General features: G+C 71.1%; 22 protein-coding genes. 10 read left to right on the top strand and 12 right to left on the bottom strand.

Translation table 11 applies throughout. The annotated features are described in order from the left end of the window. Positions 1 to 99: 99 nt before the first annotated feature. From ACIPWY_RS05915 to ACIPWY_RS05905, 3 genes are all read left to right on the top strand, one after another. Positions 100 to 1,743 carry a PucR family transcriptional regulator gene (locus ACIPWY_RS05915; protein ID WP_401532339.1) on the top strand — a complete coding sequence of 548 codons (1,644 nt, stop codon included), beginning with the start codon at positions 100 to 102 and terminating at the stop codon, positions 1,741 to 1,743. 300 nt (positions 1,744 to 2,043) lie between these two features. Next, a complete protein-coding gene (locus tag ACIPWY_RS05910) occupies positions 2,044 to 3,390 on the top strand; it encodes a diaminopimelate decarboxylase (RefSeq protein WP_362900521.1) in 1,347 nt (448 codons plus the stop codon). 207 nt (positions 3,391 to 3,597) lie between these two features. After that, a complete protein-coding gene (locus ACIPWY_RS05905) occupies positions 3,598 to 4,218 on the top strand; it encodes a GPP34 family phosphoprotein (protein WP_401532338.1) in 621 nt (206 codons plus the stop codon). Positions 4,219 to 4,449: 231 nt separating this feature from the next. Here ACIPWY_RS05905 and ACIPWY_RS05900 read toward each other — a convergent pair whose 3' ends face one another. The 8 genes from ACIPWY_RS05900 to ACIPWY_RS05865 all read right to left on the bottom strand — a co-directional run bounded on the left by ACIPWY_RS05900 (position 4,450) and on the right by ACIPWY_RS05865 (position 14,470). Then, positions 4,450 to 6,204, bottom strand: coding sequence for an FAD-dependent oxidoreductase (locus ACIPWY_RS05900; RefSeq protein ID WP_401532337.1), 1,755 nt, complete (start codon positions 6,202 to 6,204; stop codon positions 4,450 to 4,452). A gap of 225 nt (positions 6,205 to 6,429) precedes the next feature. After that, on the bottom strand, positions 6,430 to 8,379 hold the full coding sequence (locus ACIPWY_RS05895) for an acetoacetate--CoA ligase (protein WP_401532336.1): 1,950 nt from the start codon (positions 8,377 to 8,379) through the stop codon (positions 6,430 to 6,432). Further along, the gene (locus ACIPWY_RS05890) at positions 8,376 to 8,969 is read right to left on the bottom strand and encodes an RBBP9/YdeN family alpha/beta hydrolase (RefSeq protein ID WP_393698697.1); all 594 of its coding nucleotides are present in this window, start codon (positions 8,967 to 8,969) and stop codon (positions 8,376 to 8,378) included. Before ACIPWY_RS05890 ends, ACIPWY_RS05895 begins: the two co-directional genes overlap by 4 nt. Next, the gene (locus ACIPWY_RS05885) at positions 8,966 to 10,231 is read right to left on the bottom strand and encodes an MFS transporter (protein ID WP_401532335.1); all 1,266 of its coding nucleotides are present in this window, start codon (positions 10,229 to 10,231) and stop codon (positions 8,966 to 8,968) included. The genes ACIPWY_RS05890 and ACIPWY_RS05885 overlap by 4 nt, the downstream gene beginning before the upstream one ends. Before the next feature lie 4 nt (positions 10,232 to 10,235). Continuing rightward, positions 10,236 to 11,111 (bottom strand): TauD/TfdA family dioxygenase, encoded by an 876-nt coding sequence (locus ACIPWY_RS05880; RefSeq protein ID WP_362900532.1) that lies wholly within the window; start codon positions 11,109 to 11,111, stop codon positions 10,236 to 10,238. Positions 11,112 to 11,144: 33 nt separating this feature from the next. Beyond that, on the bottom strand, positions 11,145 to 12,116 hold the full coding sequence (locus ACIPWY_RS05875; protein ID WP_362900534.1) for a quinone oxidoreductase: 972 nt from the start codon (positions 12,114 to 12,116) through the stop codon (positions 11,145 to 11,147). A 62-nt stretch (positions 12,117 to 12,178) separates the two neighbouring features. After that, on the bottom strand, positions 12,179 to 13,237 hold the full coding sequence (locus ACIPWY_RS05870) for a 3-keto-5-aminohexanoate cleavage protein (protein WP_362900536.1): 1,059 nt from the start codon (positions 13,235 to 13,237) through the stop codon (positions 12,179 to 12,181). 216 nt (positions 13,238 to 13,453) lie between these two features. Then, positions 13,454 to 14,470, bottom strand: coding sequence for an AraC family transcriptional regulator (locus tag ACIPWY_RS05865; RefSeq protein ID WP_362900538.1), 1,017 nt, complete (start codon positions 14,468 to 14,470; stop codon positions 13,454 to 13,456). A 253-nt stretch (positions 14,471 to 14,723) separates the two neighbouring features. Between ACIPWY_RS05865 and ACIPWY_RS05860 the strand changes: the two genes are divergently transcribed. The 3 genes from ACIPWY_RS05860 (at position 14,724) to ACIPWY_RS05850 (ending at position 17,725) form a co-directional block, all read left to right on the top strand. Further along, positions 14,724 to 15,821: a TauD/TfdA family dioxygenase gene (locus tag ACIPWY_RS05860; RefSeq protein WP_393698693.1), complete on the top strand. Its 1,098-nt coding sequence runs from the start codon at positions 14,724 to 14,726 to the stop codon at positions 15,819 to 15,821. After that, positions 15,772 to 17,274, top strand: coding sequence for a long-chain fatty acid--CoA ligase (locus ACIPWY_RS05855; RefSeq protein ID WP_393698691.1), 1,503 nt, complete (start codon positions 15,772 to 15,774; stop codon positions 17,272 to 17,274). The genes ACIPWY_RS05860 and ACIPWY_RS05855 overlap by 50 nt, the downstream gene beginning before the upstream one ends. A 304-nt stretch (positions 17,275 to 17,578) precedes the next feature. Then, positions 17,579 to 17,725: a hypothetical protein gene (locus tag ACIPWY_RS05850; RefSeq protein ID WP_393698689.1), complete on the top strand. Its 147-nt coding sequence runs from the start codon at positions 17,579 to 17,581 to the stop codon at positions 17,723 to 17,725. Positions 17,726 to 17,769: 44 nt separating this feature from the next. Here ACIPWY_RS05850 and ACIPWY_RS05845 read toward each other — a convergent pair whose 3' ends face one another. Further along, positions 17,770 to 18,720: an RNA polymerase sigma-70 factor gene (locus ACIPWY_RS05845; protein WP_393698687.1), complete on the bottom strand. Its 951-nt coding sequence runs from the start codon at positions 18,718 to 18,720 to the stop codon at positions 17,770 to 17,772. A 199-nt stretch (positions 18,721 to 18,919) separates the two neighbouring features. On the opposite strand from ACIPWY_RS05845, the gene ACIPWY_RS05840 reads away from it, so the two are divergent. Continuing rightward, positions 18,920 to 19,405, top strand: a complete 486-nt coding sequence (locus ACIPWY_RS05840; protein WP_393698685.1) for a carboxymuconolactone decarboxylase family protein — start codon at positions 18,920 to 18,922, stop codon at positions 19,403 to 19,405. A gap of 133 nt (positions 19,406 to 19,538) precedes the next feature. Here ACIPWY_RS05840 and ACIPWY_RS05835 read toward each other — a convergent pair whose 3' ends face one another. Beyond that, positions 19,539 to 20,213: a DUF2238 domain-containing protein gene (locus ACIPWY_RS05835; RefSeq protein ID WP_393698683.1), complete on the bottom strand. Its 675-nt coding sequence runs from the start codon at positions 20,211 to 20,213 to the stop codon at positions 19,539 to 19,541. 273 nt (positions 20,214 to 20,486) lie between these two features. On the opposite strand from ACIPWY_RS05835, the gene ACIPWY_RS05830 reads away from it, so the two are divergent. Beyond that, a complete protein-coding gene (locus ACIPWY_RS05830) occupies positions 20,487 to 21,044 on the top strand; it encodes a pyridoxamine 5'-phosphate oxidase family protein (protein WP_362900549.1) in 558 nt (185 codons plus the stop codon). Between the two features lie 96 nt (positions 21,045 to 21,140). Further along, positions 21,141 to 22,133: a phosphotransferase gene (locus ACIPWY_RS05825; RefSeq protein WP_362900551.1), complete on the top strand. Its 993-nt coding sequence runs from the start codon at positions 21,141 to 21,143 to the stop codon at positions 22,131 to 22,133. A gap of 95 nt (positions 22,134 to 22,228) precedes the next feature. Here ACIPWY_RS05825 and ACIPWY_RS05820 read toward each other — a convergent pair whose 3' ends face one another. Continuing rightward, entirely contained in the window at positions 22,229 to 22,657 is a 429-nt protein-coding gene (locus tag ACIPWY_RS05820; RefSeq protein WP_401532334.1) for a hypothetical protein, read from the bottom strand. 139 nt (positions 22,658 to 22,796) lie between these two features. On the opposite strand from ACIPWY_RS05820, the gene ACIPWY_RS05815 reads away from it, so the two are divergent. Beyond that, positions 22,797 to 23,225, top strand: coding sequence for a pyridoxamine 5'-phosphate oxidase family protein (locus ACIPWY_RS05815; RefSeq protein ID WP_401532332.1), 429 nt, complete (start codon positions 22,797 to 22,799; stop codon positions 23,223 to 23,225). A 275-nt stretch (positions 23,226 to 23,500) separates the two neighbouring features. Here the strand turns inward: ACIPWY_RS05815 and ACIPWY_RS05810 are convergent, their stop codons facing one another. Then, positions 23,501 to 24,931 carry an FGGY-family carbohydrate kinase gene (locus ACIPWY_RS05810; RefSeq protein WP_401532331.1) on the bottom strand — a complete coding sequence of 477 codons (1,431 nt, stop codon included), beginning with the start codon at positions 24,929 to 24,931 and terminating at the stop codon, positions 23,501 to 23,503. Positions 24,932 to 24,998: the final 67 nt, after the last annotated feature.

Below are 24,998 nucleotides of genomic sequence, written 5' to 3'. Positions count from 1 at the left end.
CCCGCGTGAGGCCTCGTCCTCGACCGGCTCGTTCAGGTTCGGGCTCGCCAGGGGGCCGCTTCACACTTGCTGACCGGCGGCATCGGTGACACTTGGGTCATGCAGCTTTCCCCGCCCGGCCCTCCCCCCTCGCCCGATGCCGCCGCTGCGCGCGGAGGCGGTACGCCCACGCTGGGTCAGGCCGTCGGTGTCGTCGGGCCGGACGTGGTCGAGGTGCTGCGGGCACCGTGCGGCACGGACGTGCCGGTGAGCGGAGCCGGGGTGTTCGACGAGGGCGAGACGCTGCAGGCACGGGGGCGAATTCTCATCGCGCCCGGCGTCGACACGTCCGCGCCGGGCGCCGCGGGTGTGCTGCGCGCGGCGGACCGCGCCGGGGCGGCGGCCTTGGTACTGCGGCGCGGCCCCCAGGGAATCGCTCCGTCGCTCGCCGAGGCGGCCGATGAGGTGTCGACCGCCCTGCTCGCGCGGGCCCCGTGGATCGAGTGGGGCGAGCTGATGGGGCTGCTGCGGGCGGCCGTCGTCCGTACCGGTACGGCGGTGCCCGAGGCATCGGCCGAGGTTCCACTCGGTGATCTGCCGGGGCTCGCCCTGACTCTGGCAGCGCTGGTGGGCGGGGCGATCACCGTCGAGGACCCCGAGTCGAACGTGCTGGCGTACTCGCCGACCGCCGACACCGCCGACCCGCTGCGCAGGCTGACGATCCTGGGCCGGCGGGTACCGAGCTGGCGGGTGGCCGAACTCGCCGAGAGCGGGTTCCTCACCATGCTGTGGGCGAGTGGCGACGTGGTGCACCGGCCCGCGGACGGGCGGTTCCCCGAACGCCTTGCCGTCGCCGTGCGCGCCGGCGACGAGATCCTCGGGTCGCTGTGGGCGGCCGCCGACGGGGAACCGCTGCCGCCCGGAGCTCGGGACGCACTGCGGCAGGCGGCCTCCATCGCCGTACCTCATCTGCTGCACCACCGGCTGCGGTCGCGGTCCGCCGCCGGCCGTCGCCGGTACGCGGTGCGGGCCCTGTTCGAGGAGCGCCCGCCGGACGTGCCCGCGGCGGCGGCCGTACTCGGGGTCGAGGCCGGACAGCCGTGCACCGTACTCACGGCCGCAGCCGCGGAGCCGGTCGCACCGGACGAACTGGACCGGGCCTTCCATCTGGCCTCCCTGCGTCTCGCCGCGCATCGCACCCCGGCCTTCGCGCACCGCGACGGCGACCGGCTCGACGTCCTGCTGGCGAGTACGGGGGCGGGGGACGGCGCGGACCGGCTGGCACGCGACCTGGCCGCCGTCCTGCGCGGCGCCGGGGTGCGGCCGTTCGTCGCGGTGGGGCACGCCGTCGGGGGCCTCGGCGACGCGGCCGCCTCCCGGGCGGGGGCCGCCGAGGTGTTGCGGGTGCTGCGCGAGCGGGGCGGGCCCGAGACCGCCGGCGCCGAGGACGTCCGGTTCGCCATGGACGCGCTCCGGGTGACCGATGCGGTCGCCGAGCACGTGCCTTCGGCCGCCGACGCGGTGGCAGCGCTCCTCGCACACGACGAGCGGCACGGCACGGACCTGCCGCGCACCGTCGCCGCGCACCTGGTGTTCTTCGGCGACGCGGCGGCCACCGCCCGCTATGTGGGGGTCCACACCAACACGCTGCGGTACCGGCTGCGCCGGGCCGCGGAGCTGTGCGGCATCGACCTCACGGATCCCGACGTACGGCTGCTGGTGGAGCTGGGGCTGCGGCGGGCCGGGCTGATCCCGCTGCCGTGAACCAGACCGGTGCGGGCGCACCACGTCGTGCGCCTCTCCTTCGTGCGGGCGCACCATGGAGATATGGACGGGGCCCGGTGCTGGTGCGCGGCCACAACGGGAACGGTGCGGACTTCGTGCCGTAGCACGCAGACAGTGCGGGACTCGAAGCCGCACAGTGGACCGGGGCGGGGCGCACGGGCGACGAGCCGGTGGCGTGGACACCGCCTGCGGTCGCCACAGTCGACGGCCCGCCTGGCGGGCGATCCGCCGGGCTCATAGCCGGCAATGTGCAGTGAGAAGGCAGGTACACCCATGACCATGGCCCCGGAATCCGTCCTCCGCAGGGAGGCGGCCGTGCGCGCAGCCGCAGAGCAGGGACTGGTTGGCGCGCAGGCGCCGGTCGTCGGGCTGCTCGACGTGGACGGGATCCGGGGCGCCGCACGCGAACTGCGCGCGGCATTCGCCTTCGACGGGGTCCCGGTGCAGCACACGTTCGCGGTGAAGGCCGCCTCGCTGGTGCCGGTCCTCGCGCTGCTGAACGCGGAGGGCATCGGTGCGGAGGTGGCCAGCGCGGGTGAGCTGCAACTGGCCCGTGCCGCGGGCGTCCCCGCCGAGCGGATCGTCTTCGACTCCCCCGCCAAGACGATGGCCGAGCTGCGCGACGCGCTCGCCCACGGCATCGCGGTCAACGCGGACAACGCGCAGGAGCTGGACCGTGTCGACGCCGTCGTCGCCGATCTCGGGGTCGGCTGCGCGCCCGTGGGGCTGCGGGTCAACCCGCAGGTCGGCAGCGGTTCGATCGGGGCGATGAGCACGGCGACGGCCACGTCCAAGTTCGGCGTGGCGCTGCGCGACGAGGGCGCGGAACAGTGGGTGCTCGACGCCTACCGGCTGCGTCCGTGGATGACCCGGCTGCACACCCACACCGGCTCCCAGGGTGTCGCCCTGGAGCTGATGGCCGAAGGCGTGCGGGCCGCGTACGAGCTGGCGGAGAAGGTGAACGCGCACGTCGGCCGGCAGCAGATCGACACCCTCGACATCGGCGGCGGCCTGCCGGTGAACTTCGCCTCGGACGAGGTGACCCCGGCCTTCGCGCAGTACGCGCGGCTGCTGCGGGAGACCGTGCCCGGCCTGTTCGACGGGCGCTACACGCTCGTCACCGAGTTCGGCCGTTCGCTGCTGGCCAAGCAGGGGCTGATCCTGGCGCTCGTCGAGTACACCAAGACCTCCGGAGGCCGGCGGATCGCCGTCACGCACGCCGGCGCGCAGGTGGCCACCCGCACCGTGTTCGTGCCCGAGTCGTGGCCGCTGCGCGTGGGTGCGTACGACGCCGACGGCCGGCCCAGGGCGACCGAGCCGCTGGTACAGGACGTCGCCGGGCCGTGCTGCTTCGCCGGGGACCTGGTGGCGCGGGAGCGGGAGCTGCCCGAGCTGGCGCCCGGTGATCTGGTCGCGCTGTACGACACCGGGGCCTACTACTTCTCGACCCATTTCCACTACAACAGCCTGCCGCGTCCCGCCGTGTACGGATACGCCGTGTCCGATGCGGGAGTGGTGACGTTCGCTCCGGTCAGGGCCGCGCAGACGGTGGCCGAGCTGGTCGCGGAGTCCGGTGCGGCGCAGGCCGGTTCGCTGGTGGGGCTGACTGACCGGCTCTCTTCGTAGGGGCGCCCCCGGCCGGGAAAGGTTGCCCCGGTAAACGGTTATAGGTGTCGTGTCGCCGCGTGATCCCGGGGCGCCTCACCGGGACACCGCGTCCCTCGCGTAGCCACAGCGCCCGAAGCACGGCGACAATCGACCTGGGAGCCCGGCCCGCCGCGGCCGGCCCCGACGCTCTCGCCCCGCACTCGGCCAACTGACGTGGAGCCGCTCATGACCACCGCACGGGACCTCGCGATCGTCGCCCTGGGCGTGCCGCCCGACCGCCCTCTGGAGCAGGGCGACCTGTCGCTGGCGCTTGCGGGGGCCGAGGTGTTCGACCTCATCGAGGCCAAGGCCCTGGTCGTGGAGGGCGACCGCATCCTGCCCAGCGCTCAGGCACCCATCGGGGACCGCCTGCTGGACGATGCCGCCACGGCTCTCGTCCGGCAGGAGCCGTACGAGTCCATCGAGGACTGGCTGTGGCGCCGGGGCCGCGGGCTCTCCTCGGCGTACGTCGACGAGCTGGAGCGGGAGGGGCTGACGAAGCGGCCGCGGGGGCTTCGGAGTCCGCTGCGGGGCGGGCGGACGGAGCCGGTCGAGTCCGCCGCCCGGCGCCGGGCGGAAGAGCGGTGGGCGCAGGACGAACCCGTACTCGTCGCCCTGGCGGCCGCCGCCGGAATCAGGGACGAGCCGGCCGAGGAGGAACCGGCCGAGGACGCGCCGGAGCTCGCCGGGGACGCCGTCGCGGCGGTGCTGGCCGCCGTCGGGAGCGCTGTCCAGGAACTGCGGGCCGTACGGCAGCGCAAGGCGATCGAGGACGCGGCGTTCGACAATATCTGGCGCGGCTACTGAGGACCGGGCCGTGGCCCAGTCCTTCGCCTGAGGCTGTGCGCTGACGACGGTGTGCCAGAGAATTCGGGACCTTCCGAGAACTTCCGAGAACTTCCCCCGACACCGCGAGCCGGATCTGCTGGTCCCGCGCCCCACACCCCGCGCCCCCGCGGCAGACGCCGAAGTCCCGACCCACTCGGACTGGGCGGCCTGGCCGGCCAGGCCCGGCGGGACCCCCCGGTTTCCTCAGAATCAGAAGTCCAGCACGTGAGGCAGGCCGAGGCGGTAGCGCATCCGGTCGGTGGCCTTGAGCGCGTCGAAGCCGGGCGGCTCGGCGCCGGTGAAGAGGCGGACCTCGTCCGCGCCGTCGGCGCCCGCGGCCGCGAGGACGCCGTTCGCGGCGCGGCGGCCCGTCTCGTTCGCGGTCTCCATGCACGTGAAGTCGGTGTTGCTGTGGGCGCGGACATGGTCCCCCGCCAGGAAGAGGTTCGGGACGGCGGTGACCGCCTCGGAGCGCAGTTCCCAGGACGAGACGTCGTTGAGGAAGTACTTGTCGTCGTTGGTGAGTCCACCGCCCTCGGCCCGGGTGACCGCCGGGTCGAGGAACCAGGAGTGCACGATGCCGTCGGGCAGGACGACGTCCCCGTTGTCCTCCAGGCCCGCCTTCATCTGCGCCCAGACCTCCTCGGCGATCTCCTTCGGCGTGCACTGCCGCGCGGGCTTCCCGTACAGGCGGCCCGGTGTCTCCCAGTCGGAGATGACGACGGACAGGGACTCGGCGGCCGTCCCGTCGCCCCAGGTTTTCGCGAACGGCTGCGTCCAGAAGCGGGACTGCGCCACCGGACACAGCGCCCAGGGCGAGTCCATGAGGCTGAGATGGGCGAGCGGCCCGTGGAAGCTCTCCTTGAGCCAGAACACGATGCCCTGGCACCAGGCGGTACGCAGCTTGTCCATCGCGGCGAGCCGCGGATCCGCCGCGCGGATCTCGTCGGACCACAACCGCCGTACCCGGTCGACCGGGAGAGCCGCGACGAACCAGTCGGCGTCGATGCGTGCGGGCCCGGCCGCCGTACGGGCGCGGGCGGCGGCGATGCGCCCGTCGGGGCCGAGTTCGAGGGACTCGACGAGATGTCCGGTCACGAACCGGACGCCGAGCGAGGTCAGATGGCGTACCCATGGGCCGATGAAGCGCTCGCTGGTGGGGCCGTCGAGGATCCGGTCGAAGGGGCCGTCGGGGCCCATGCCGAGTATCGAGTAGAGAATCTTGCTGATGCCCTGCCCGCAGGTGCGCGTGCTGGCCGTCTCGGGGCGTAGCGCCTGGATCACCTTCGCCGAGCCGCCCCACATCACCTGGTAGAAATCGGACTTGCCCGCTGCCTCGATGAACTTCAGCCAGTTCAGGTGCTCCCACTGCCCGAACTGACGGTCGTCGCAGCTCGTCATGACGACCGCGAGCTTGCGGGCGAGCAACGCGACTTCCTGCGGCAGGAGTTGGGGCATGACCCGCAGCAGGCCCTCCAGGACAGCCGGCAGCGTAACGGGGTCGAGGGTTCGGGTGCTGGGCGGCAGGGTGGGCAGGAAGAGGTCACCCTTCCCGTTCTCCCGGTTGAACGCGAAGTACGGCACGGTGGTGAGGTTGTCCCAGACACCGTGTGCCTGCCCCTCGAAGGGGATCCGGCGCATGGTGTCGGGCAGGTTGGTGTAGAAGCCGAAGAAGCCCCGGTGTCCGTGTTCCCCGGGCAGATCGCGGCGGCCACCGGAGGCCGTGCCGCTCACCGGGATGCTGCGTGCCTTGCCGCCCCACTCGGCGCGCCGGTCGTACACCGTGACGTCGAAGCCGCGCTCGGCGAGCTCGTGGGCGGCGGTGAGGCCGCCGATCCCGCCGCCGAGCACTGCCACTCTCGTACGCGCCCGCTGCGCCGCGGTCGCCCGCGAGGGCCGCAGCCCCAGTGCGCCTGCCGCCGCCATCGATCCGCCCAGGGCCAGTAACTGCCTGCGTCCCGGCATCGCGGTCCCCCATCCCGTACGACATTGGTGTCGGCGGGACGCTAGGGGCGACCACCCAAGATCGGAACGAGCGTCCCGCGACATTCGCAGCCTTCACACATGATGGGCGCCCACTGTTGCGCCACGCGCACTGCTCACTCCTGGCTCCCGAACCGCGTCCCTACGAGCTCCACGCCCGGTGCCGAGACATCCGGGCCGGTCCCGTCATGCGCCTCATCAGCGCTCTCAGCTCTGCCCCAGCCCTGCCGCGAACTCCGCGAACCAGGCCAGCATGTCGGGCCGGGTCACCGCGCCTTCCGCACTGACATCCGTGACGCGGGCGCCCTGGAGGATGCGCTTGACGGGGACCTCCAGCTTCTTGCCCGTCAGGGTGCGGGGCACGGCCTCGATGGGGACCACGGCGTCGGGGACGTGCCGGGGAGACAGGCTGTGCCTGATCGCGCCGACGATCTCGTCGCGCAGCGCGTCGTCGAACCGCTCGCCGTCCGCAGGCACCACGAACAGCGGCATGTAGTAGCGGCCGTCCGCCATTTCGGCGCCGATGACAAGGCTGTCCGCGATCCGCGGGAGCCGTTCGACGACGGCGTAGAGGTCAGCGGATCCCATGCGCACGCCCATGCGGTTGAGCGTGGAGTCGGAGCGTCCGGCCACGACGACGGACAGGTCGGAGTCCAGGGTGACCCAGTCGCCGTGCCGCCACGCGCCGGGATAGACGTCGAAGTAGCTGCTCCTGTAGCGCTCGTGGTCGGGGTCGTCGACGAAGTGGAGCGGCATCGACGGCAGGGGCGCAGTGACCACGAGTTCGCCCTGCTCCCCCACGAGCGGCTGCCCGGTGGCGTCCCAGGAGGCGAGAGCGACGCCCAGGGAGGGGCCGGAAAGCCGCCCCGTGCGCACCGGCAGCAGCGGGGAGCCTCCGGCGAGCACCGAGCAGATGTCGGTGCCGCCGCAGATCGACTGGAGCCGGGCGTCGGGGGCGAGCCGGTCGTGGACCCAGCCCCAGGTGCTGTCAGGCATCGCCGATCCCGTCTGCAGGATCGTCCGCAGCGCGCCGAGGTCCGTGTCGGCGGCCGGGTGGGCGCCCGCCTTCTCCGCCGCGATCAGGTAGGCGGCGCCGACGCCGACCGTCGTGGCGCGGGTGCGTTCGGCGATCCGCCAGAGACCGTTGATGTCGGGGTGGGTGGGGCTGCCGTCGTAGAGGACGAGCGTGCTGCCGTGCAGGAGGCCTGCGACCATGAAGTTCCACACCATCCAGCTGGTGGAGGTGTGGAAGAGGTAGCGGTCGTCGGCGCGCAGGTCCACGCCGAGCCCGAGTGCCTTGAGCAGTTCGACGACGATGCCGCCGTGGCCGTGAACGATTCCCTTCGGGATGCCGGTGGTGCCCGAGGACCAGAGGATCCACAGCGGATGGCCGAACGCCACGTCGGCGTATGCGAGTTGGGCTTCGCGGTCGGCCAGGTCGGACCAGTCGTGCTGCGTCACGTCCGGCCGCCGTGACCATGCCGGTCCCCCGGCGGACGCGTGCAGGCGGTCGACGGCGACGAGGTGGCGGACCGTGGGCAGGCCGTCCAGGATCTCGGCGATGTGCGGGCGCCTGTCGTACTCCTTGCCGCCGTGGGGGTAGCCGTCCGCGGCGACGAGGACCGTCGGCCGGGCCTGGCGCAGCCGCGCGAGGACACTGGGCGTGCCGAATTCCGGAGAGCAGACCGTCCAGGTCGCGCCGACGGCGGCGGTGGCCAGGAGGGCGATCACGGCCTGCGGAATGTTCGGCAGGTACCCGGCGACGCAGTCACCGGGGCCGACGCCCATCTCGCGCAGGGCCGCGGCCGTGCCCGCCACTTCCTGGGCGAGCCGGTCCCAGGAGATCTCCACAGCGTCGCCGGTCTCGGACACGGCGATGAGCGCGGGGCGTTCGTCGGTGGCGTGGGCGAGGCACTGCTGCGCGAAGTTGAGGCGCGCTCCGGTGAACCAGGTCGCGCCGGGCATCCTCGCGTCGGCGAGCACCTCGCCGTAGTCGCTGACCGTGTCCAGGCCGTAGAACTCCCACACGGCCGACCAGAAGCCGGGCAGGTCGTCGGTGCTCCACCGCCACAGCTCGGCGTAGTCGGTGAACGACAGTCCCCGCTCCTGTGCCAACCAGGCCAGGAACTCCGTGATGTTGGAGTTCCGCGCGCTCATGCCGACACCTTCGGGTCCGGCGTCGTACGGCAGCCGAAGGCCTGGAGGAATTCCAGGGCGCGGGGCCACTCGCCGTACCCGGAGGCGGGGTTGAGGTGTCCCACCGGGCCGAGGTCCACCAGACGGCTGCCCCACGCGTCGGCCAGTGCGGTGACCCGGTCGAAGCGGGCCAGGGGGTCGTTCGTGCTCGCCGCGACAACGCTCGGGAACCGCAGCGTGCCGCTCGGCGTCGGCAGCCAGCCGTTCTCACGCAGGGCCTGCGGTCCGGGGTAGCCGTCCGGCAGCGGGGATTCGAAGTCGGGCGGCGTCGCGAGGAGGGCGCCATGCACCGGGTGGGTGTGCCGGGCCGCCCAGTGGACGGTGGTGAGCACGCCGGCGCTGTGCGCGACGAGCACGACCGGTCCCTCGATGGCCGACACCACGTCGTTCAGAGCGGTGACCTGCGCGTCGCAGCTGAGCCTGAGGTCCGTCAGGGGCGGCACGGTCACCGAACCGGGGAGGCGGGCGGCGAGGGCCGTCTGCCAGTGGTCGGGGACGTGGTCGCGCAGGCCGGGCACGAGCACGGCCGTGGGCGCGGGAACGGGGTTCATATGGAGATCTCCGTCTTTTCGAGGGCCGGGGCCGGGGCCGGGATGAGGTCCTTGTCGTAGTGGCGTCTGCCGAGGGCGAACGCCAGGCCCGCCACGACGGCGACGAGCGGGACCAGGCGGAGTGCGCCGTCCAGGCCCACGCGGTCGGCCAGCATGCCGGTCACCGCGGGACCGGGCGCCAGGCCCAGCAGACTGTTGGCGAGGGTGAGCGTCGCCATGGCCGTCGCCGCGACGGCGGCCGGTGTCAGGCTCGCCACCATGGCGGCGGCGGGCCCCGCCGTGGCGTTGGAAAGCAGCGTCCCGGCGCCCACGAGGAGGAGTTGCGGTACGCCGGGCGGGAGTCGGAACCCGCCGGCGAGCAGGACCAGCGAACCGAAGCTGCATACGATGGCGACGGTCCACTTGAGGTGGGGGTTGTTGCGGCCGAGCCGGTCGCTGACGATGCCGCCGCCGATCATGCCGATCCCGGTGATCAGCGCGAAGCCTCCGGCGGCGAGTCCGGCCCTGCCGGGCGGCAGGCCGTAGTAGCGGTCGAGGAAGCTGGGCATCCAGGCCAGCAGCGCCATCGCGATGAACATCTGCAGGCCGCTTCCGACGTAGGCGCACAGCACGGACACCGACGAGAACAGCCGGGGCAGCAGCGTCCGTACCGGGCCTCCCGTACCCGGTGCGGGGCCGGTGCCGTAGCCGGCCGGCGCCAGTCTCCGCTCCGTCACGACGACGCCGTAGACCGCGGCCAGGACCAGCCCGAGCAGGCCCATGATTCCGAACGTCCAGCGCCAGCCGAGGTGTTGGGCCACCACACCGCCGATCGACACTCCGAGTACGGAGCCGAAGGCGCCGCCCGCGATGAAGGCGCCCGACAGCGTGGCCCGCAGGCCGACCGGGAACGCGCTCAGCACCACCGCGATGCCCACGCTCCCGTACGCCGCCTCGCCGACGCCCACCATGAAGCGGCCCAGGAACATCTGGCCGTAGCTCGCGGAGACGGCACAGCCCAGGGTGGCCACGCTCCACACCACCGCCGCGAGGACCAGGCTCCTGACCCGGCCCCAGCGGTCCGCGAGCAACGACAGCGGAAAGGTCAGCACGCCCACCATGAGGGCGACGATGCCGCTCAGCGACCCCAACTGGGTGTCGGAGAGCAGCCATTCGGCCTTCAGGAGCGGGAACACCGCGTTCAGTACCTGCCGCGACATGTAGTCGGACAGCAACAGCCCAAAACTGAGGGCGAACACCAGCCACGCGTAGCGACGGGTCATCGGCTCAGCAGGGCCTGTCACCGGCGATGCCGGCGCGCTCCATCTTGCGGACGGCGGGCCAGTAGTCCTGGACCGCGTAGTGCTGGGTGGAGCGGTTGTCCCAGAGCGCGACACTGTTCGGGGTCCAGCGCCAGCGGACCTGGTACTCGGGGACGGCCGCCTGGCTCGTGAGGTAGTTGAGCAGGTGACTCGCGCCGGGCGCGTGGTCCTGGCCGAACCGCACGTTCTCGGGGGTGTGGTAGTTGACGAAGTGGGTGGTGAACGAGTTGACGAAGAGGATCTTCTCGCCGGTCTCGGGGTGGGTGCGCACGACCGGGTGCTCGGCGTCCGGGTAGCGGGCCTTGAGCTGGTGGCGCTGTTCCGTCGGCATGACCGCGCCGAAACTCGCCTCGATGCTGTGCCGGGCGCGCAGCCCGTCGATCTGGGTGCGGATGTGCTCGGGGAGCCTGCGGTACGCCTCGGCCATGTTGACCCAGATCGTGTCGCCGCCGACCTCGGGCGTCTCGACGCAGCGGAGCAGGGCGCCCATGGGCGGGCGGTCGCGCCAGGTCGCGTCGCAGTGCAGGGCGTTCTCGTAGTGCTCGGGCTTGCTGTCCAGGTCCTTGTAGATGCGGACGAGGCCCGGGTGGTCGGGATCGCTGCCGAGGACCGGGTGGTCCTCCAGCGGGCCGAGCCGGGAGGCGAACGCGACGTGCTCGGCGCGGCTCATGTCCTGGTCGCGCAGGAACAACACCTTGTGGCGGAGCAGGAGTTCCTTGATCTTGGCGTAGAGGGCGTCGTCATGGACGGCGTCGCCGAGCTGGACGCCGTGCAGTTCGGCGCCGATGGTGCAGGTCAGCGGTTCGACCTGGATCCGGGTGCGGGCAGCGGTCCGGGGCATGGGTGCTCTCCAGGGGTACGGGGGACAGGTGGCTCAGGGGACGAGGATGGACGAGCCAGTGGTGCGGCCCGCTTCCAGCGTGCGGTGCGCGGTCACGGCGTCGTCGAGGGCGAAGCGCTGGTCGACGCGGATCCCGATGCGGCCGGCGGCGACGTGGCCGAACAGCTCTCCGGCGAGGTCGTCCCGCTCGGCCGGGTCGGCGATGTAGTCGGCAAGGGCCGGCCGGGTCACGAACAGCGAGCCGTGCCGGACCAGCTGCATCGCGTCCAGCGGCGGCACACCGGACGAGGTGCCGAAACAGACCAGGAGGCCGCGGCGGCGCAGCGAGGCCATGGACCCGGCGACTGTGTCCTTGCCGACGCTGTCGAGGACGAGCGGGACGCCGGCCCCGTCGGTCAGCTCCCGCACGCGCTCCGCGACGTCCTCCTGCCGGTAGAGGATGGTGTGATCGCAGCCGTGGGCGCGGGCGAGTACGGCCTTCTCCTCGGTGGAGACGGTGCCGATGACGGTGAGCCCGAGGAGCTTCGCCCACTGGCAGACGATCAGCCCCACGCCGCCCGCGGCGGCGTGCAGCAGGATCGTGTCCCCGGGCTTCAGCGGGTGGATACGGCGCAGCAGGTACGAGGCGGTGAGGCCGCGCATGGTCATGGCGGCCGCGGTCTCGCAGGCGATGCCGTCGGGGAGCCGGATCAGGGAGTCGGCGGGCATGACCCGTTCGGAGCTGTACGCGCCGAGCGGGCTGCCGGTGTACGTGACGCGGTCGCCCTCGCCGACGTGAGTGACGCCCTGGCCGACGGCCTCGACGACACCGGCGGCCTCGACGCCGATTCCCGCGGGCAGCGGCGCCGGGTACAGGCCGGTGCGGAAGTAGGTGTCGGCGAAGTTGAGGCCGACGGCCTCGTGCCGGACCCGGACCTCGCCGGGGCCGGGGGCGCCGACGGTGACCTGTTCGCGGCGCAGTACCTCGGGGCCGCCGGTCTCGTGGAAGCGGATGGCGTATGCCACGGGATGCTCTCTTCGTTCGGCTTGTTCAGCGTGTGCGGTGTGTGCTGCTTGTTCGGCTGCCGTCAGCGGGCGGATCCGCCGAGCATGAAGCCGCGCCGGCCCGGACGCCGGTTGGGCACCATGCCGAGCGCGGCCAGGGTCTCGTCGGTTCCGGTGTAGTACTCGCCGATGTGGTAGATCTCCTTGGCCTCCGCGCCGTTCGCGATGTCGCGGCCGAGCGTGTCGGCGATGCTGACCATCTGCTCGACCTGCTGCACGGAGCTCATGGGCTCGCCCTTGCGGGCCCACAGGTTGTCCTCGTTGCCCACGCGGACGTGGACGCCGAGGGCGATGGCGATGGCGTTCATGGGGGCGACGGCGCGCATCGAGGACTCGATGGTGAGGACGGCGCCGTCGGGAACACGGCGGACGAACTCGATGAGGTCGGCCGGGTGGCGCCCGGCGAACCCGCCACCGATGGCCACGTAGTTGAGGACCAGGGGGCCGGTGTACACGCCGCTGCGGATGAGACGCTCGACCGTCTCCAGCTGGGCCAGGGTGGCGAGCTGGAAGTGCGGCTGGATGTCGTTCGCGTGCAGACGCTTGAGGTGTTCGAGGTAGAAGTCGGGGCCTGCCTCGACGACCATGTCCCGGTAGGCCTGGTAGTAGTCGGGCTTGGCGATGGAGGTTCCGGCGAGGTCGTCGTCGGACATGATCTCGACGATGTTCATCTGGCTGGTGTTGATGGCGATCGTCACCTGGTCGGGCCGCGGGTCGAGTTCGGCCAGCAGGTGGCGGGTGTCGTAGCTGAGCCACTTCGCCTCGGCGCCCTCGTCCTCAGGGGCGAACGAGATGGAACCGCCGATCTGCAGGACCATGTCCGGCACGGCCTCGCGCAGCAGGCCGATCAGCTCGTTGAACTTGGACATCCGCTTGGAGCCGTGGCCGTCAAGCTCACGTACGTGAATGTGGAGCACGGTGGCACCGGCGTTGTAGCAGTCCACGGCGGCCTGGACATGCTCGTCCATGGTGAGGGGCAGGTCGTCGGCGTCGCCGGGGAGCCACTCGGGGCCGTAGGGGGCCGCCTGGATCACCAGCTTCTGCTGGTTCTCGGGCAGCAGGGAGTCGTCGAGGAAGTGCATGGTCATCTCCTGGTACGTGGACGCGCCGGGCGGCAGGCCTGCGTGGGCACACCGACCCAACTGATGGCTGACGCAGGGGCGTTGCCTTATCGAGCCGCGGTGGCCCCTGCGGTACGGCCACGTTAAGAGCGGGTTACGCGCGGCGCTTCACCACAGGTGACAGGAGACTTGTCAGTTGGGGACACGGCCGGTGGCCGGGTGGGACAGGGCCGGTGGTCAGTCCTGGACAGGTGCGGTGGCGGCCCGCCGAGCGCGCCATTCGCGCGCGCTGCTGCCGAATTGGTCACGGAACCAACGCGAGAAGGCGCTGGGCGCGGAGAAGCCGAGGAGCCCGGCGATCTCAGTGAGGGAACGGCTCGGGTTCGCCACGAGTTGCTCGGCCAGATGCGTGCGCGTGGCGTTGACGAGCGAGGAGAAGGTCTCGTCCGCCGCGGCGAGATGTCGGTGGACGGTCCTGCGGTCGACGCCGAGGCTGCCTGCCACCTGTTCGACGGAGCAGCGCCCCGTCGGCAGCAGGACCTCGATCAGCTCGCGCACCCGATCGAGCTCGGTGGTGTCCTCGGAGACCGCGATGGAGTCGAAGTACTGTCGGGCGTAGCCGCGCAGCAGGGGGTCCGACATCGCGTTCGGGGTGTCGAGTTCGGTCGCGTAGAAAACGATGCCGTTGAATTCCCGGTCGAATTCCACGACGGGCCCGAAGAATCGCCGGTGCGCGGAGAGGTCGGGGGGTGCGCCGTGGGAGAAGCACACGGACAGCGGCTGCCAGCGGGCGCCGAGGAACACCCGGAGAAATCCGTGGAGCACGCCGACGGCCAGTTCGACGGACTGCCGGGCCTCACGGGCCTCGCCGTCGAGGCTCACCTTCACCGTGGCGAGCCCGTTCGCCTCCGTGAGCCTGCTGCGCAGCATCTCGTTGTACATACGCTCGTGGCGCACCAGGAGCCGGAGGGCGCTGCGCGCGTCGGGCTCCTCGCGCAGGACGAGGCTGATCGGGCCGAGGTTGGAGAAACGGCGCCGCTCGGCCAGGAGCAGGCCGAAGTCCTCGCGCCGCGCGGCTGCCGCCGACAGTTCGAGCAGCTCGGCGACCGCCGCGCCAGGGATCCAGCGGTCCTGAATCGTGAGTCCGACGGGGTCGAGGCCCACGCGCTTCATGAGGGCACGTGGGTCGATGCCGAGGGACTGGCTGACCTCGATGTAGCGGCTCAGTGCCGCGTTGCGGACCAGCGGTTTCATCGGCGCGCTCCAGGGCTGTGTCCCAGATTGATAAGTCATTCGTCCCGTGACGTCAAGCGATGCCGGAGGTCGTGACTTAGCGTGGCACCACCGCGAAGGACGCACGGAATTCCGATGGAAGACACCTTGGCAAAGTATCGACCTCTTGAAAAGGGTTCGATATCGCGGCGATGGAGGCCGCGAAAGCGCCGGTCAATCCGGGTCTCGGCACCTAACCTCTCACGGAATTCCCCGGCGGAGAAAGGAGAATGTGGTGCGTGGTGAATCCCCAGAACTTCCCCGCCGCCCCTGCACCGGTCCGGCCGTGTGGCGGGGCCGGGATCTCGCAGCCTCCCGCGCCTGGGCGCTGCACCTGTCACCGGCCCGGCTCGACGAGCTGGACGCGGCCCTGCGGACGGTGCGCGCCCGTGGCACGCCTCTGTTGAAGGTGACGGCCGGCGACTTCCCGCTGCCGACCCTGGCGGACGAGCTGCACAGTGCGGCCGACGAGCTGGAGAACGGCCGGGGCTTCGTGCTGGTGCGAGGCATCCCCGTGGAGCGGTACAGCGAGGAGGAGGCCGGTGTCCTCCTGTGGGGTGTGGGACAGCACCTGGGCATCCCGGTGTCGCAGGACGCGACCGGTCACATGCTCAGACATCTGCGGGACACGACCGACGCACGGGCCGCGCTGTCGCCGCGCACCGAAGCGGCCGACGCGCTCGCGCTGCTGTGCCTGCGGACGGGCGGCACCAGCGGGCGTACGACACTCGCCGGCTCGGCGGCGGTGCACAATGCCGTGCTGGCTCGCCGGCCCGAGCTCCTGGACGGCCTGAGCCGTACACACTTCCTGGACCGCCGCGGAGAACAGCTCCCGGGCCAACTCCCCTGGCAGGCCTTGCCGCTCGCCCACCGGGACGGGGAGAGGCTCAGCCTGCGCTACGACCGCGGCCGCCTGGAGTCGGCCCAGCGGTTTCCCGAGGTGCCACGCCTGAGTTCGGCCGATCGGGAGCTTTTCGACCTGATGGACGAGGCGGCCTCATCGCCGGAGCTGCGCCTCGACATCGACCTCGCCCCCGGCGACCTGCTGCTGCTCAACAATCACGCGGTACTGCACACCCGCGCACCGCACGACGGGGACGGGCCGCAGCCCGAACAGCCGTGGAACTTGCTGCAGTTGTGGCTGACGCCCCATCAATCACGCGTCCTGCCGACGGAGTTCTGGGGCGATGAGCACTCCGGCACCGGCGGGCGCGGCGGGGTCACGCCTCGCGATGTGATCACCCCGCACACCCCGCACACCCCGACGAAAGGTAGGCAGCCACATGTCCGACCTCTGCGCAGTCCTGGCGCGTTCGGCCCGGTCCCACACTGACCGGACCGCCGTCCGTCAGGACAGCAGCGTCCTCACGTACGGGGAACTCGACGACCTGACCGCCCGGTTCGCGGCCCTGCTGCGGACCAGGGGCGTGCGCGCCGGCGACCGGGTGGCGATGGTCCTGCCCAACGTCGTGCGCTTTCCCGTCGTGTACTACGGCATCCTGCGCGCGGGCGCCGTCGTGGTCCCGATGAATCCGCTGCTGAAGTCGGACGAGATGGCGTTCGTGCTGCAGGACTGTGCCGCCCGGTTCGTGGTGGCCGCACCTTCCGCCTCCGGCGAGGCCGTTCCGGCGGCGGCGACGGCCGGCGCGGAGTGCCTGGTCGCGGACCCGATGGCCCTCGACGCGCAGCTGCGCCTGGCCGTGCCGATGACCGGAACGGCCGTGAACGCCGACGACGACACCGCGGTGATCCTCTACACCTCCGGCACGACCGGGACGCCCAAGGGTGCCGAGCTGACGCACCGCAATCTGGTGACCAACGCGCTGACGGCGGCCCGGACGCTGCTGTGCGTGGGGCCGGACGACGTCCTGTTCGGCGGGCTCCCGCTGTTCCACGCCTTCGGCCAGACCTGCGCCATGAATACTGCGGTCGCGGCGGGCGCCTGCCTGACCCTCCTGCCCCGCTTCGACGCGGCGGCGGCACTGGAGATACTGCGCCGCGACGAGGTGACCGTCTTCCTGGGCGTGCCCACGATGTACACCGCGCTGCTCCAGACCGGCGTCGGGCCGGCCCTGCCGCGGCTGCGCCTTGCGGTCTCGGGCGGCTCGTCGCTGCCCGTCGAACTGCTGCACGCCGCCGAGCGAGACCTGGGGGTCACGCTGCTGGAGGGCTACGGCCTGTCGGAGACATCACCGGTGGCCTGCTTCAACCCGCCGGACCGGCCCCGCAAGCCGGGTTCCATCGGGCTTCCCGTGCGAGGGGTCGAGTTGCGGCTCGTCGGGGATGACGGCCGCGTGGTCGGCCCCGGCGCGGTCGGCGAGCTGGCGATCCGGGGCGAGAACGTGATGAAGGGGTACTGGAACCGGCCGGACGCCACCGCGGAGGCGTTCCAGGAGGGCTGGTTCCACAGCGGCGATCTCGCCCGCGTCGACGAGGACGGCTACTACTTCGTCGTCGACCGCAAGAAGGACCTCATCATTCGCGGCGGGTACAACGTCTATCCGCGCGAGATCGAGGAGGTCCTGTACCAGCACCCGGACGTCGCGGAGGCGGCGGTGATCGGTGTGCCCGATCCGGCGCGCGGCGAGGAGGTGGCGGCCGTGGTGGTGCTCCGGCCCGGCGCAGGCACCACGACGGACGAACTGCGCGACTACGTACGGCAGCGGGTGGCGGCCTACAAATACCCGCGGATCGTGAGATTCGTCGACGCGCTCCCCAAGGGGGCGACCGGCAAGATCCTCAAGCGGGACATCGTGCTCGCCCCGCCGGCACCTTCGGGGGCCTGATCCGGCGACGCACTCGACCCCGGCCGGAACGGCCCTCTGCGCGACACGCCATCCCTCAAGTGGGTAACCAACCCCGCACGGGTGATGCGAAAAGGAGATGACGGCACCACCGCCGGAGGGCACCTGCCGCGTTCCCCGCGTCCGAACCTGTCGAGCGGAACGGGGGCAGGTGGACGAGGCTGGTGCGCAGTCCGGAGCCGGGGGCTCCCGTTGTCTCGGCCGGCGAGAGGGAGTTGTTCGGCGGACCCTTGCGCTACGACGCGGGCTGGAGCAAGCACGAGTACGCCCGCCTCGACCTCACCCTGTGGAAGGCAGTCACGCCGAGCTGTTCACCGCCGAACCCGCCAGGCGCTACGCGCGGATGTACCGCCGCCAGGCCGACCAGTCCCAACACGCACGCCCTGCCCAGCTCCCCGGCCCCACCCGGCCGCCCGCGTCCGAGCCCGCGTGACCTAGGGGCGACCGGTCCGACGCGGCCGGAGTTTCCCCACGGGGTCAGCGGCTCACCGCGGTCTCCCGGCCGAGGCGCGACAGCTTCTCGGGGTTGCGCACGGCGTAGAGCCCGGTGATGAGGCTGTTGTCGATGTGCAGCACCATGACGGTGTCGACGTCGTCGCCCTGCCGGAGAACGAGCGCCGGGTAGCCGTTTACCTGGGCCGGACGGACGGACATCGCAGCGTCGATCCTGCCCAGCACTTGGACCACCTTGTCGGCGCCCACGACGGGCGCGAGCGCGGCCCGCACCACTCCGCCGCCGTCGGTCAGCAGGACGACGTCCGGCGCGATCATGTCGAGCAGGCTCTGCAGATCGCCCGTCTCGATCGCCTGCTGGAACGCGGCCAGCGCGCCGCGGGTCTCGGCCGGGGAAATGACCTCGCGCGGGCGGCGCGCAGCCACATGGGCCCGGGCACGGTGCGCGATCTGGCGGACGGCGGCCAGGCTCTTGTCAACGGCTTCCGCGATCTCGTCGTAGCCCAGATCGAACACCTCGCGCAGCACGAACACCGCCCGTTCGGTCGGCGCGAGTGTCTCCAGGACCAGCAGCATCGCCATCGAGACGCTGTCGGCCAGCTCGACGTCCTCCGCCACGTCCGGAGCGGTCAGCAGCGGCTCGGGCAGCCAGGGCCCGACGTAGGACTCCTTGCGGCGGCGGAGCGTACGCAGTCGGCTCAGAGCCTGGCGCGTGGTGATCCGGACCAGGTAGGCGCGCTGATCCCGCACCGCTTCGAGGTCGACGGCCACCCAGCGGAGCCACGTCTCCTGAAGGACGTCCTCCGCGTCGGCCGCCGAGCCGAGCATCTCGTAGGCGACGGTGAAGAGCAGATTGCGATGGTCGACGAACGCCTCGGTGGCGGTGTCCGTACGGCCGTCACAGACGTCGTCGGCGGCCTTGTCGGCAGCCTCGCCAGCAGCCTTGTCGGTGGTTCCCTCGGTGGGCTCGCTCATGGCCGGCTCCTGCCTGTGCTCTCACGACCGCGTCACGCACAAGACGCCGCCCCTCACCGTCCTGTGACACCCAGACTCAGTGGTCTACGTCACATCGCCGCGCTGTCACAGGATCGGCGCGGGCGGCATCTCGTGTTCGTCAGGCCGCGGCGCGAAACGATGCGCACGGCACGCGATTCACGCATGAGGAGACATCGTCATGGAACTCCGTCTGAACCTGTTCGGCAGCGAGATCGGCACCAAGATCGGCAAGCGGATCTATGCCGTCAGCCAGGTGATCCAGGAGTCGCCGCTGCCGAAGACCACCCAGGAGCTGGTGCAGCTGCGCGCCAGCCAGATCAACGGCTGCGGTTTCTGCGTCGACATCCACGGTAAGGACGCCGCGGCCGGCGGCGAGACCCAGGCCCGCCTCAACCTCGTCGCCGCCTGGCGCCACTCCACCGTGTTCACGGAGGCCGAGCGGGCAGCGCTGGCGCTCACCGAAGAGGGAACGCGCATCGCCGACAACGGTCATGGCGTGTCCGACGAGACGTGGACCCAGGTGCGAAAGCACTACGACGACGACCAGGCCGTCGCACTGGTCTCCCTGATCGCCATGATCAACGCGACCAACCGGCTCGGCCTGATCCTCAACAATCAGGGCGGCTCCTACGAGCCCGGCGACCTCGCCACGATCGCGAACTGATCACCAGGTGTGTCGGGGCCGGCCCGGGGATCCTTCGCCCCGGGCCGGCCCGGCACCTGACCTCGGGTGTCCTGACACTCGGGTGCATTTGATGACGCTTAAGAGGCGCTCCGGCATCAGGCGGCCCTGCGGCTCAGCGACTCAGCTGCCGGTCGTGCCACCCGCTGAGCAGCAGCAGCGAGACCGTGGCGCCGATCAGCGCGCAGAACATGTCCCACTGGGTGTCCCACACATCGCCCTGCGTGGCCAGGAAGGCGTCCGCCGCGTGCCCGCCGATGACCGCCGCCACCCACTCGAACATCTCGAAGAGCGCGCTGAACGCCAGGCACGCGCAGACCGTGAGCGGCGCCAGCCACCGGCTGCCGCGCAGCGGAGACGTCCGGACCAGCAACTCCCGTACCAGGATGGCCGGTACGAAGCCCTGCATCAGATGTCCGAACCGGTCGTACGGGTTCCGCGACAAGCCCAGTCCGTCCTGCACCCATTCGCCCAACGGCACCTGGGCGTACGTGTAGTGCCCGCCCAGCGCGAGCACCAGCGCGTGCGCCGCGAGCAGACAGCACAGCAGGCCCGACAGCGGGAAACGCCGCCGGGTCAGGACGGCCAGCGGCAGCCCGATCAGTACCCACACCACTTCCAGCAGCCAGGTCGTCCGGTCGTGCGGCGCCCAGGCGGAGACGGCGAGCCCTGCGACCACCACAGCGACGCAGACGCGGGGCACCGCGGAGGGCGGTGCAGGGGATGTGGCCGTGGACCCGGCCGGATGGTTCTTCATCATCCGGCCACGAGCAGCTGCGGTCAGGGACATCAGGGCGCTCCTTCCTCTCGGTTGCCACATCGTGGCGGCCCCGAAGCCGGGCGGCTTGAGTACGGCTACTCAAACAGGAGGAGTAACAGACGCGTGTATGAAGGCAGTTGGTCTCACGAAAGCGAGTCAGGCCGGTCGGCGAGGAGAAGCGGGTGCCGACGTATCCGACATACCGCCACCCGCCCACCTCGGCACCGGGGACCGATGGATCTGCGCCACACGATTCCCTCGATGACGGTGGATCGTTGTACGTGAGAGGAAAGGAGATCCACCATGCCGAACCAGGGACCTGCGAAGCAGCCCACGACCGAGCTCGACGCCCGCTACAGCTCCGCGCTCCGTCCCAGCCCGAGTGCCGCCGATGTCACCGCCACTGAATGGGCCGAAGCCCAAAGGCAGTTGGAGGCCGCCGAGATCTTCTGGGTATCCACGGTGCGCCCCGACGGTCGTCTGCACGTCACGCCAGTTCTCGCCGCCTGGCACGACGGGGTGCTGTACTTCTCCACCGGCCCGGGCGAGCAGAAGGCGCGCAACCTCGCTCATGACGGGCACTGTGCGCTGACCACCGGCCGGAATTCGCTGACCGAGGGGCTCGACCTCGTGGTCGAAGGCAAGGCGGAGGCGGTTGCCGATCGCGCGGTGCTCGAGGAGGTGATCGCGGCGTACGAGGCGAAGTACGGGGCGCACATCACCTCTCCCGAGGGCACCTTCCACGGGATCGGGGACGCGTTCCGGAAGGGGGACGCGATGGTGTTCGCGGTGTCCCCGGCCACTGCGTACGGCTTCGGCCGGGACGACGGGGTCTACTCCCACACGCGCTGGGCGTTCTGAGCAGCAACCCTCACACACAATCCGATCGCCTCCGCGTCGATGCTCCCGTAGGGTGCGCTGTTTGTTGTGGCCGGGTGGTGAGGGGCGGTTTCGGACGTGGCGCTCAGAGCGGCGAAGCGGGAACAGTTGGCGGGTGCGGCAAGGGCCGCGCTGGGTGGCGGACGGCGGCTTGAGGCGGTCGAGCGGGTCGCGGGTGGCAGCAAGAAGGGCGTCTACCGTCTGGTGATGGACGACGCGACGACGGCGATCGCCTACCTGTGGGACGAATCCGAGAACTACTGGCCGGCGGCCGTGGGCGACGACGACCTCACCGACCCGTTCTCGCCCGGTCTCGGGCTCGACCTGTTCGAGGCCGCGCACGCACGGTTGGACGCGCTCGGCGTCCGCGTCCCGGCGATCCGTCTCGTCGACCGCGACGGCACCCACTGCCCGGCCGACCTGGCGATCGTCGAGGACCTCCAGGGGGAAAACCTGGAGGAGCTGCTCGCCCGCGACCCGCGCGCGGCTGAACCCGTCATGGCGAGGCTCGGGGAGGCCCTGGGGTCGATGCGGCGTCATCGAGCGTCCGCGTACGGCAAGGTGGCCGTGGTCGACGGGGGCGGCACGTCGCGCGGGACGTCGTGCGAGGGGGTCGTCCTGGAGCGTGCGCTGCGGGACCTTGCCGAGGCCGCGTCGCGTGATCCGCGGATCGCGGGGGCCCGCGAACGGCTGGAGGAGCGGTTGCTGGGCCTCGCGTCCGCGGTCCGGCCGCGCGCGGAGTACGCGGTCGTGCACGGCGAACTGGGTCCGGACCACGTGCTGGTGGACACGAGCGGGAACCCCGTGGCGATCGACATCGAGGGCTTGATGTACTTCGACGTCGAGTGGGAGCACGTCTTTCTGCGGATCCGCCTGCACGACGCCTATCGGCCTTTGCGGGTGGAGGGACTGGACGAGGACCGGCTCGCGCTCTACATGCTGGCCCAGCGGATCTCACTCACGGCGGGGCCGCTGAGGCTGCTCGACGGCGACTTCCCGAACCGGACCCTGATGGCAGCCATCGCCGAACACAACCTGACCAAGGCGCTGGAACTGGCTTGTCTTCCGTGAGCGAGCCGGACCGGTCATCCCCAAGCGGTGGCGCCCGCCCGCACCTTGGTTCAAGAACACCTGCCGAGGTCACTGAGCCGGTCGAGCTCCACGGCTCAGGAGGGGCTGGGAGCGCAGGGCAGCCAGCCGGTCTTGATCACTGGCCTCGGACAGGCTCTCGCCCAGGCCAGGAGTGACAGGAGCTGTACGGGACGCCCTACGGAAGCTGCTGCCTCCAGCTTGTGATGGCCGTCGAGCAGGAAATGCGTCAACCCCCAGTGCGTGTAGTAGTCGGTCGACCGGTCCAGGGCGGGCCGGCACACGTCCAGGGTCGACACCGCCACGGCCGGCATCGTCCCCCTCTCCATCTGCTCGGCGTACTCCGCCACCCGCTCCCGGTCGTTCCATGTCGGGGGAACCATGGGCACGACGAACTCGTAGAGATGGGCTTCGTCGTCGACCACGGTCTCGAACGTGCGGTAGTACATGGTGCGCGGGTGCTCACTCCTCCGCTTGAGCAGCGGTCCCCACGCGAAGATCTCCATACGCGCCATCGTGGCACCCACCACTGACAATCGGTCATGGCGGAATACCCGCCGGTGTGTTCACCGTTCTCTCCCGTGACCGGCGTTGAAGACTGCTTCTCGACCTGCCCGACGTGATCGACATACACGAGGAGTCGCTATGCCCCTTCCGCTCCACGAGCGCGAGGCGTTCCTGGCCGAACCCCACATCGGTGCCCTGGCCGTCGCACGTGCTCAGCCCGGCCGTGCGCCCCTGACGGTCCCCATCTGGTACTGGTACGAGCCGGGCGGCGCCTTCTGGTTCATGACCGGCCGGGATTCCGCCAAGGCGAAGGCCATCAGGGCCGCCGGACGCATCTCGCTCATGGTCGAACGCCTCGATCCCACGGTCCGCTACGTGACCGTTGAGGGCCCGGTGACGTCGGAAGTCACGTCCACGGTCCAGGAGTTGACCGATCTCGCGGCCCGCTATCTGCCCGCCGACAAGGTCGAGGGATACGTGAAGGCGGCCACCGCCGAGCATGGCGCGCAGGTCACCTTCCACATCCGCCCGGAGCACTGGCTGTCGGCCGACCTCGGCTCCGTCTGACACGACAAACGGCGACGTGCAAGCCGCCGAACCAGGCCCGCGCGGTGCGGCCCCACCGCGCGGGCCGTTGCCTCCATCAGCGGCCAGATCCAGATGGGGAAAGCTCTCCAGTCGCTGTACGCCCGGCTCCAGCGCGCCTTCGACCTCCTCGGCGGCGACCCACCGGCACACCCCAGGCGCTGCCTCTCCACCTCGCCCTGCGGCTACGGCATCACATGGGTGGAGCGACACGCGCAGCCGTCAGCCGTCAGCCGTCAGCCGTCAGCCGTCAGCCGTCAGCCGAAGACGTCGTACGACCGCCGGTAGATCCCGTCCGTGTGTTCGCGAATGTCCCGGTACACCCTGCCGAGGCGCCGATACAGGTCGTGGTTGGCCTGGTCGGGTGTGAACTCCGCGCCGGGGCGGACCATCGCGTCGATCGCCTCGTCGAACGTCTTGTACGCGCCGAGTCCGACCGCCGCGCAGATCGCGGAGCCGAGCCCGGCCGCGTTGTTGACCTCGGCGCGGTGGGCCGGGATGCCGAAGACATCGGCGTAGATCTGCATCATGAGGTCGGAGCCGGAGCCGCCGCCGGAGATGACGGTGTGCCGGTAGGTGGTGCCGAGTTCGGTGGCCATGTGGGTGCCGGTGGCGTGGATGGACAGGGCGAGCGCTTCGAGGATCGAGCGGTACATGTGGAAGCGGCCCTGGCGGCCGTCGAAGCCGAGGATCGTGCCCTTGCGGTACGGGGCGTCGGTGGGCGCCAGCCAGTCGAGCACCGTCATCAGACCGTCGCAACCGGGCGGGACTTTCGCCGCCTCGGCGTTCAGGTAGTCCTCGACGGACAGACCCGCGGCGCGCGCTCCCGCGACCGCCTCCTCGCCGAGCAGGTCGCGCAGCCAGCTCACCGTCCACATGCCGCGGCGCACGCCGAAGCTCTCGTAGAGGTAGGAGTGCGGCATGCAGGCGTAGTTGGTCCAGAAGTCGGAGGCGTCGGGCACGTTCCTGTCCCCGACGGTCATGCCGGCCACGTACGTACCGAGGGAGATGAGGAGCGTGTCGCCGGCGCGCAGCCCGCAGCCCAGGGCCTCAACTGCCTTGTCGTTGGCGGTCGCCACGACGGGCAGGCCCTCGGGGATGCCGGTGTGGCGGGCCGCGTCGGCGGTCACCGTGCCGAGGACGTCGCCCGGCATCACGAGGTCGAAGAGCATCTCCCGCGGGATGCCGGACTTGGCGAGAACGGTGTCGTCGGTCGTCCACTGCCAGGTGCCGGAGTCCAACGGCCATGAGTCGCCCGCGTAGTTGGCGGCAGTGTCCTGGAAGACGCCGGTCATGCGGTGGCTGATGTAGCCGGAGGACGTGGTGACGTACCGCGCCTCGGGGAGGGTGTGCTCGTAGGGGCGCGAGACCCGTGCGTCCATCCAGCTCATCACCGGCTGGGCGAGTGTACCGTCGGCCTTGAGGACGGCACGGCAGAAGCGGATCGTGCACAGGCCGACGCCGACGATGTCGGCCACGTCGCCGGGGAAGGCGGCCATGGCCTGGCGGCTGGCCTCTCCGATCGACGTCCACAGGTCGTCGTCCGGGTGTTCCACGACGCCGGGGCGCGGGGTGGCGTACGGACGCAGGCTCTGCCGTCCCTCGCAGACGGCCCGGCCGTGTTCGTCGAAAACGGTCACCTTCGAGCTCTGGGAGCCGTTGTCGATGCCGATGAAGTAGCGAGTCATGGCCCACTCCGGGGTGCGAGAGAGGAGGGGGCCGCCGGCCGACGGCGGCCCCCTGTACGACAGTTGG

It is taken from the genome of Streptomyces sp. NPDC090032, from assembly GCF_044748025.1.
Lineage (GTDB): Bacteria > Actinomycetota > Actinomycetes > Streptomycetales > Streptomycetaceae > Streptomyces.
Note: the sequence above shows the minus strand (reverse complement) of the source record. Positions and strands in the feature narration are given on the sequence as shown.

What these genes read in the sequence shown, in the direction of transcription:
- ACIPWY_RS05845 (WP_393698687.1), bottom strand. Translation starts at nt 18,720, where the DNA reads ATGAGCGAGCCCACCGAGGGAACCACCGACAAGGCTGCTGGCGAGGCT.
- ACIPWY_RS05905 (WP_401532338.1), top strand. Translation starts at nt 3,598, where the DNA reads ATGACCACCGCACGGGACCTCGCGATCGTCGCCCTGGGCGTGCCGCCC.
- ACIPWY_RS05835 (WP_393698683.1), bottom strand. Translation starts at nt 20,213, where the DNA reads ATGTCCCTGACCGCAGCTGCTCGTGGCCGGATGATGAAGAACCATCCG.
- ACIPWY_RS05840 (WP_393698685.1), top strand. Translation starts at nt 18,920, where the DNA reads ATGGAACTCCGTCTGAACCTGTTCGGCAGCGAGATCGGCACCAAGATC.
- ACIPWY_RS05820 (WP_401532334.1), bottom strand. Translation starts at nt 22,657, where the DNA reads ATGGAGATCTTCGCGTGGGGACCGCTGCTCAAGCGGAGGAGTGAGCAC.
- ACIPWY_RS05870 (WP_362900536.1), bottom strand. Translation starts at nt 13,237, where the DNA reads ATGCACTTCCTCGACGACTCCCTGCTGCCCGAGAACCAGCAGAAGCTG.
- ACIPWY_RS05880 (WP_362900532.1), bottom strand. Translation starts at nt 11,111, where the DNA reads ATGCCCCGGACCGCTGCCCGCACCCGGATCCAGGTCGAACCGCTGACC.
- ACIPWY_RS05830 (WP_362900549.1), top strand. Translation starts at nt 20,487, where the DNA reads ATGCCGAACCAGGGACCTGCGAAGCAGCCCACGACCGAGCTCGACGCC.
- ACIPWY_RS05865 (WP_362900538.1), bottom strand. Translation starts at nt 14,470, where the DNA reads ATGAAACCGCTGGTCCGCAACGCGGCACTGAGCCGCTACATCGAGGTC.
- ACIPWY_RS05890 (WP_393698697.1), bottom strand. Translation starts at nt 8,969, where the DNA reads ATGAACCCCGTTCCCGCGCCCACGGCCGTGCTCGTGCCCGGCCTGCGC.
- ACIPWY_RS05915 (WP_401532339.1), top strand. Translation starts at nt 100, where the DNA reads ATGCAGCTTTCCCCGCCCGGCCCTCCCCCCTCGCCCGATGCCGCCGCT.
- ACIPWY_RS05910 (WP_362900521.1), top strand. Translation starts at nt 2,044, where the DNA reads ATGGCCCCGGAATCCGTCCTCCGCAGGGAGGCGGCCGTGCGCGCAGCC.
- ACIPWY_RS05885 (WP_401532335.1), bottom strand. Translation starts at nt 10,231, where the DNA reads ATGACCCGTCGCTACGCGTGGCTGGTGTTCGCCCTCAGTTTTGGGCTG.
- ACIPWY_RS05900 (WP_401532337.1), bottom strand. Translation starts at nt 6,204, where the DNA reads ATGCCGGGACGCAGGCAGTTACTGGCCCTGGGCGGATCGATGGCGGCG.
- ACIPWY_RS05810 (WP_401532331.1), bottom strand. Translation starts at nt 24,931, where the DNA reads ATGACTCGCTACTTCATCGGCATCGACAACGGCTCCCAGAGCTCGAAG.
- ACIPWY_RS05815 (WP_401532332.1), top strand. Translation starts at nt 22,797, where the DNA reads ATGCCCCTTCCGCTCCACGAGCGCGAGGCGTTCCTGGCCGAACCCCAC.
- ACIPWY_RS05855 (WP_393698691.1), top strand. Translation starts at nt 15,772, where the DNA reads ATGTCCGACCTCTGCGCAGTCCTGGCGCGTTCGGCCCGGTCCCACACT.
- ACIPWY_RS05895 (WP_401532336.1), bottom strand. Translation starts at nt 8,379, where the DNA reads ATGAGCGCGCGGAACTCCAACATCACGGAGTTCCTGGCCTGGTTGGCA.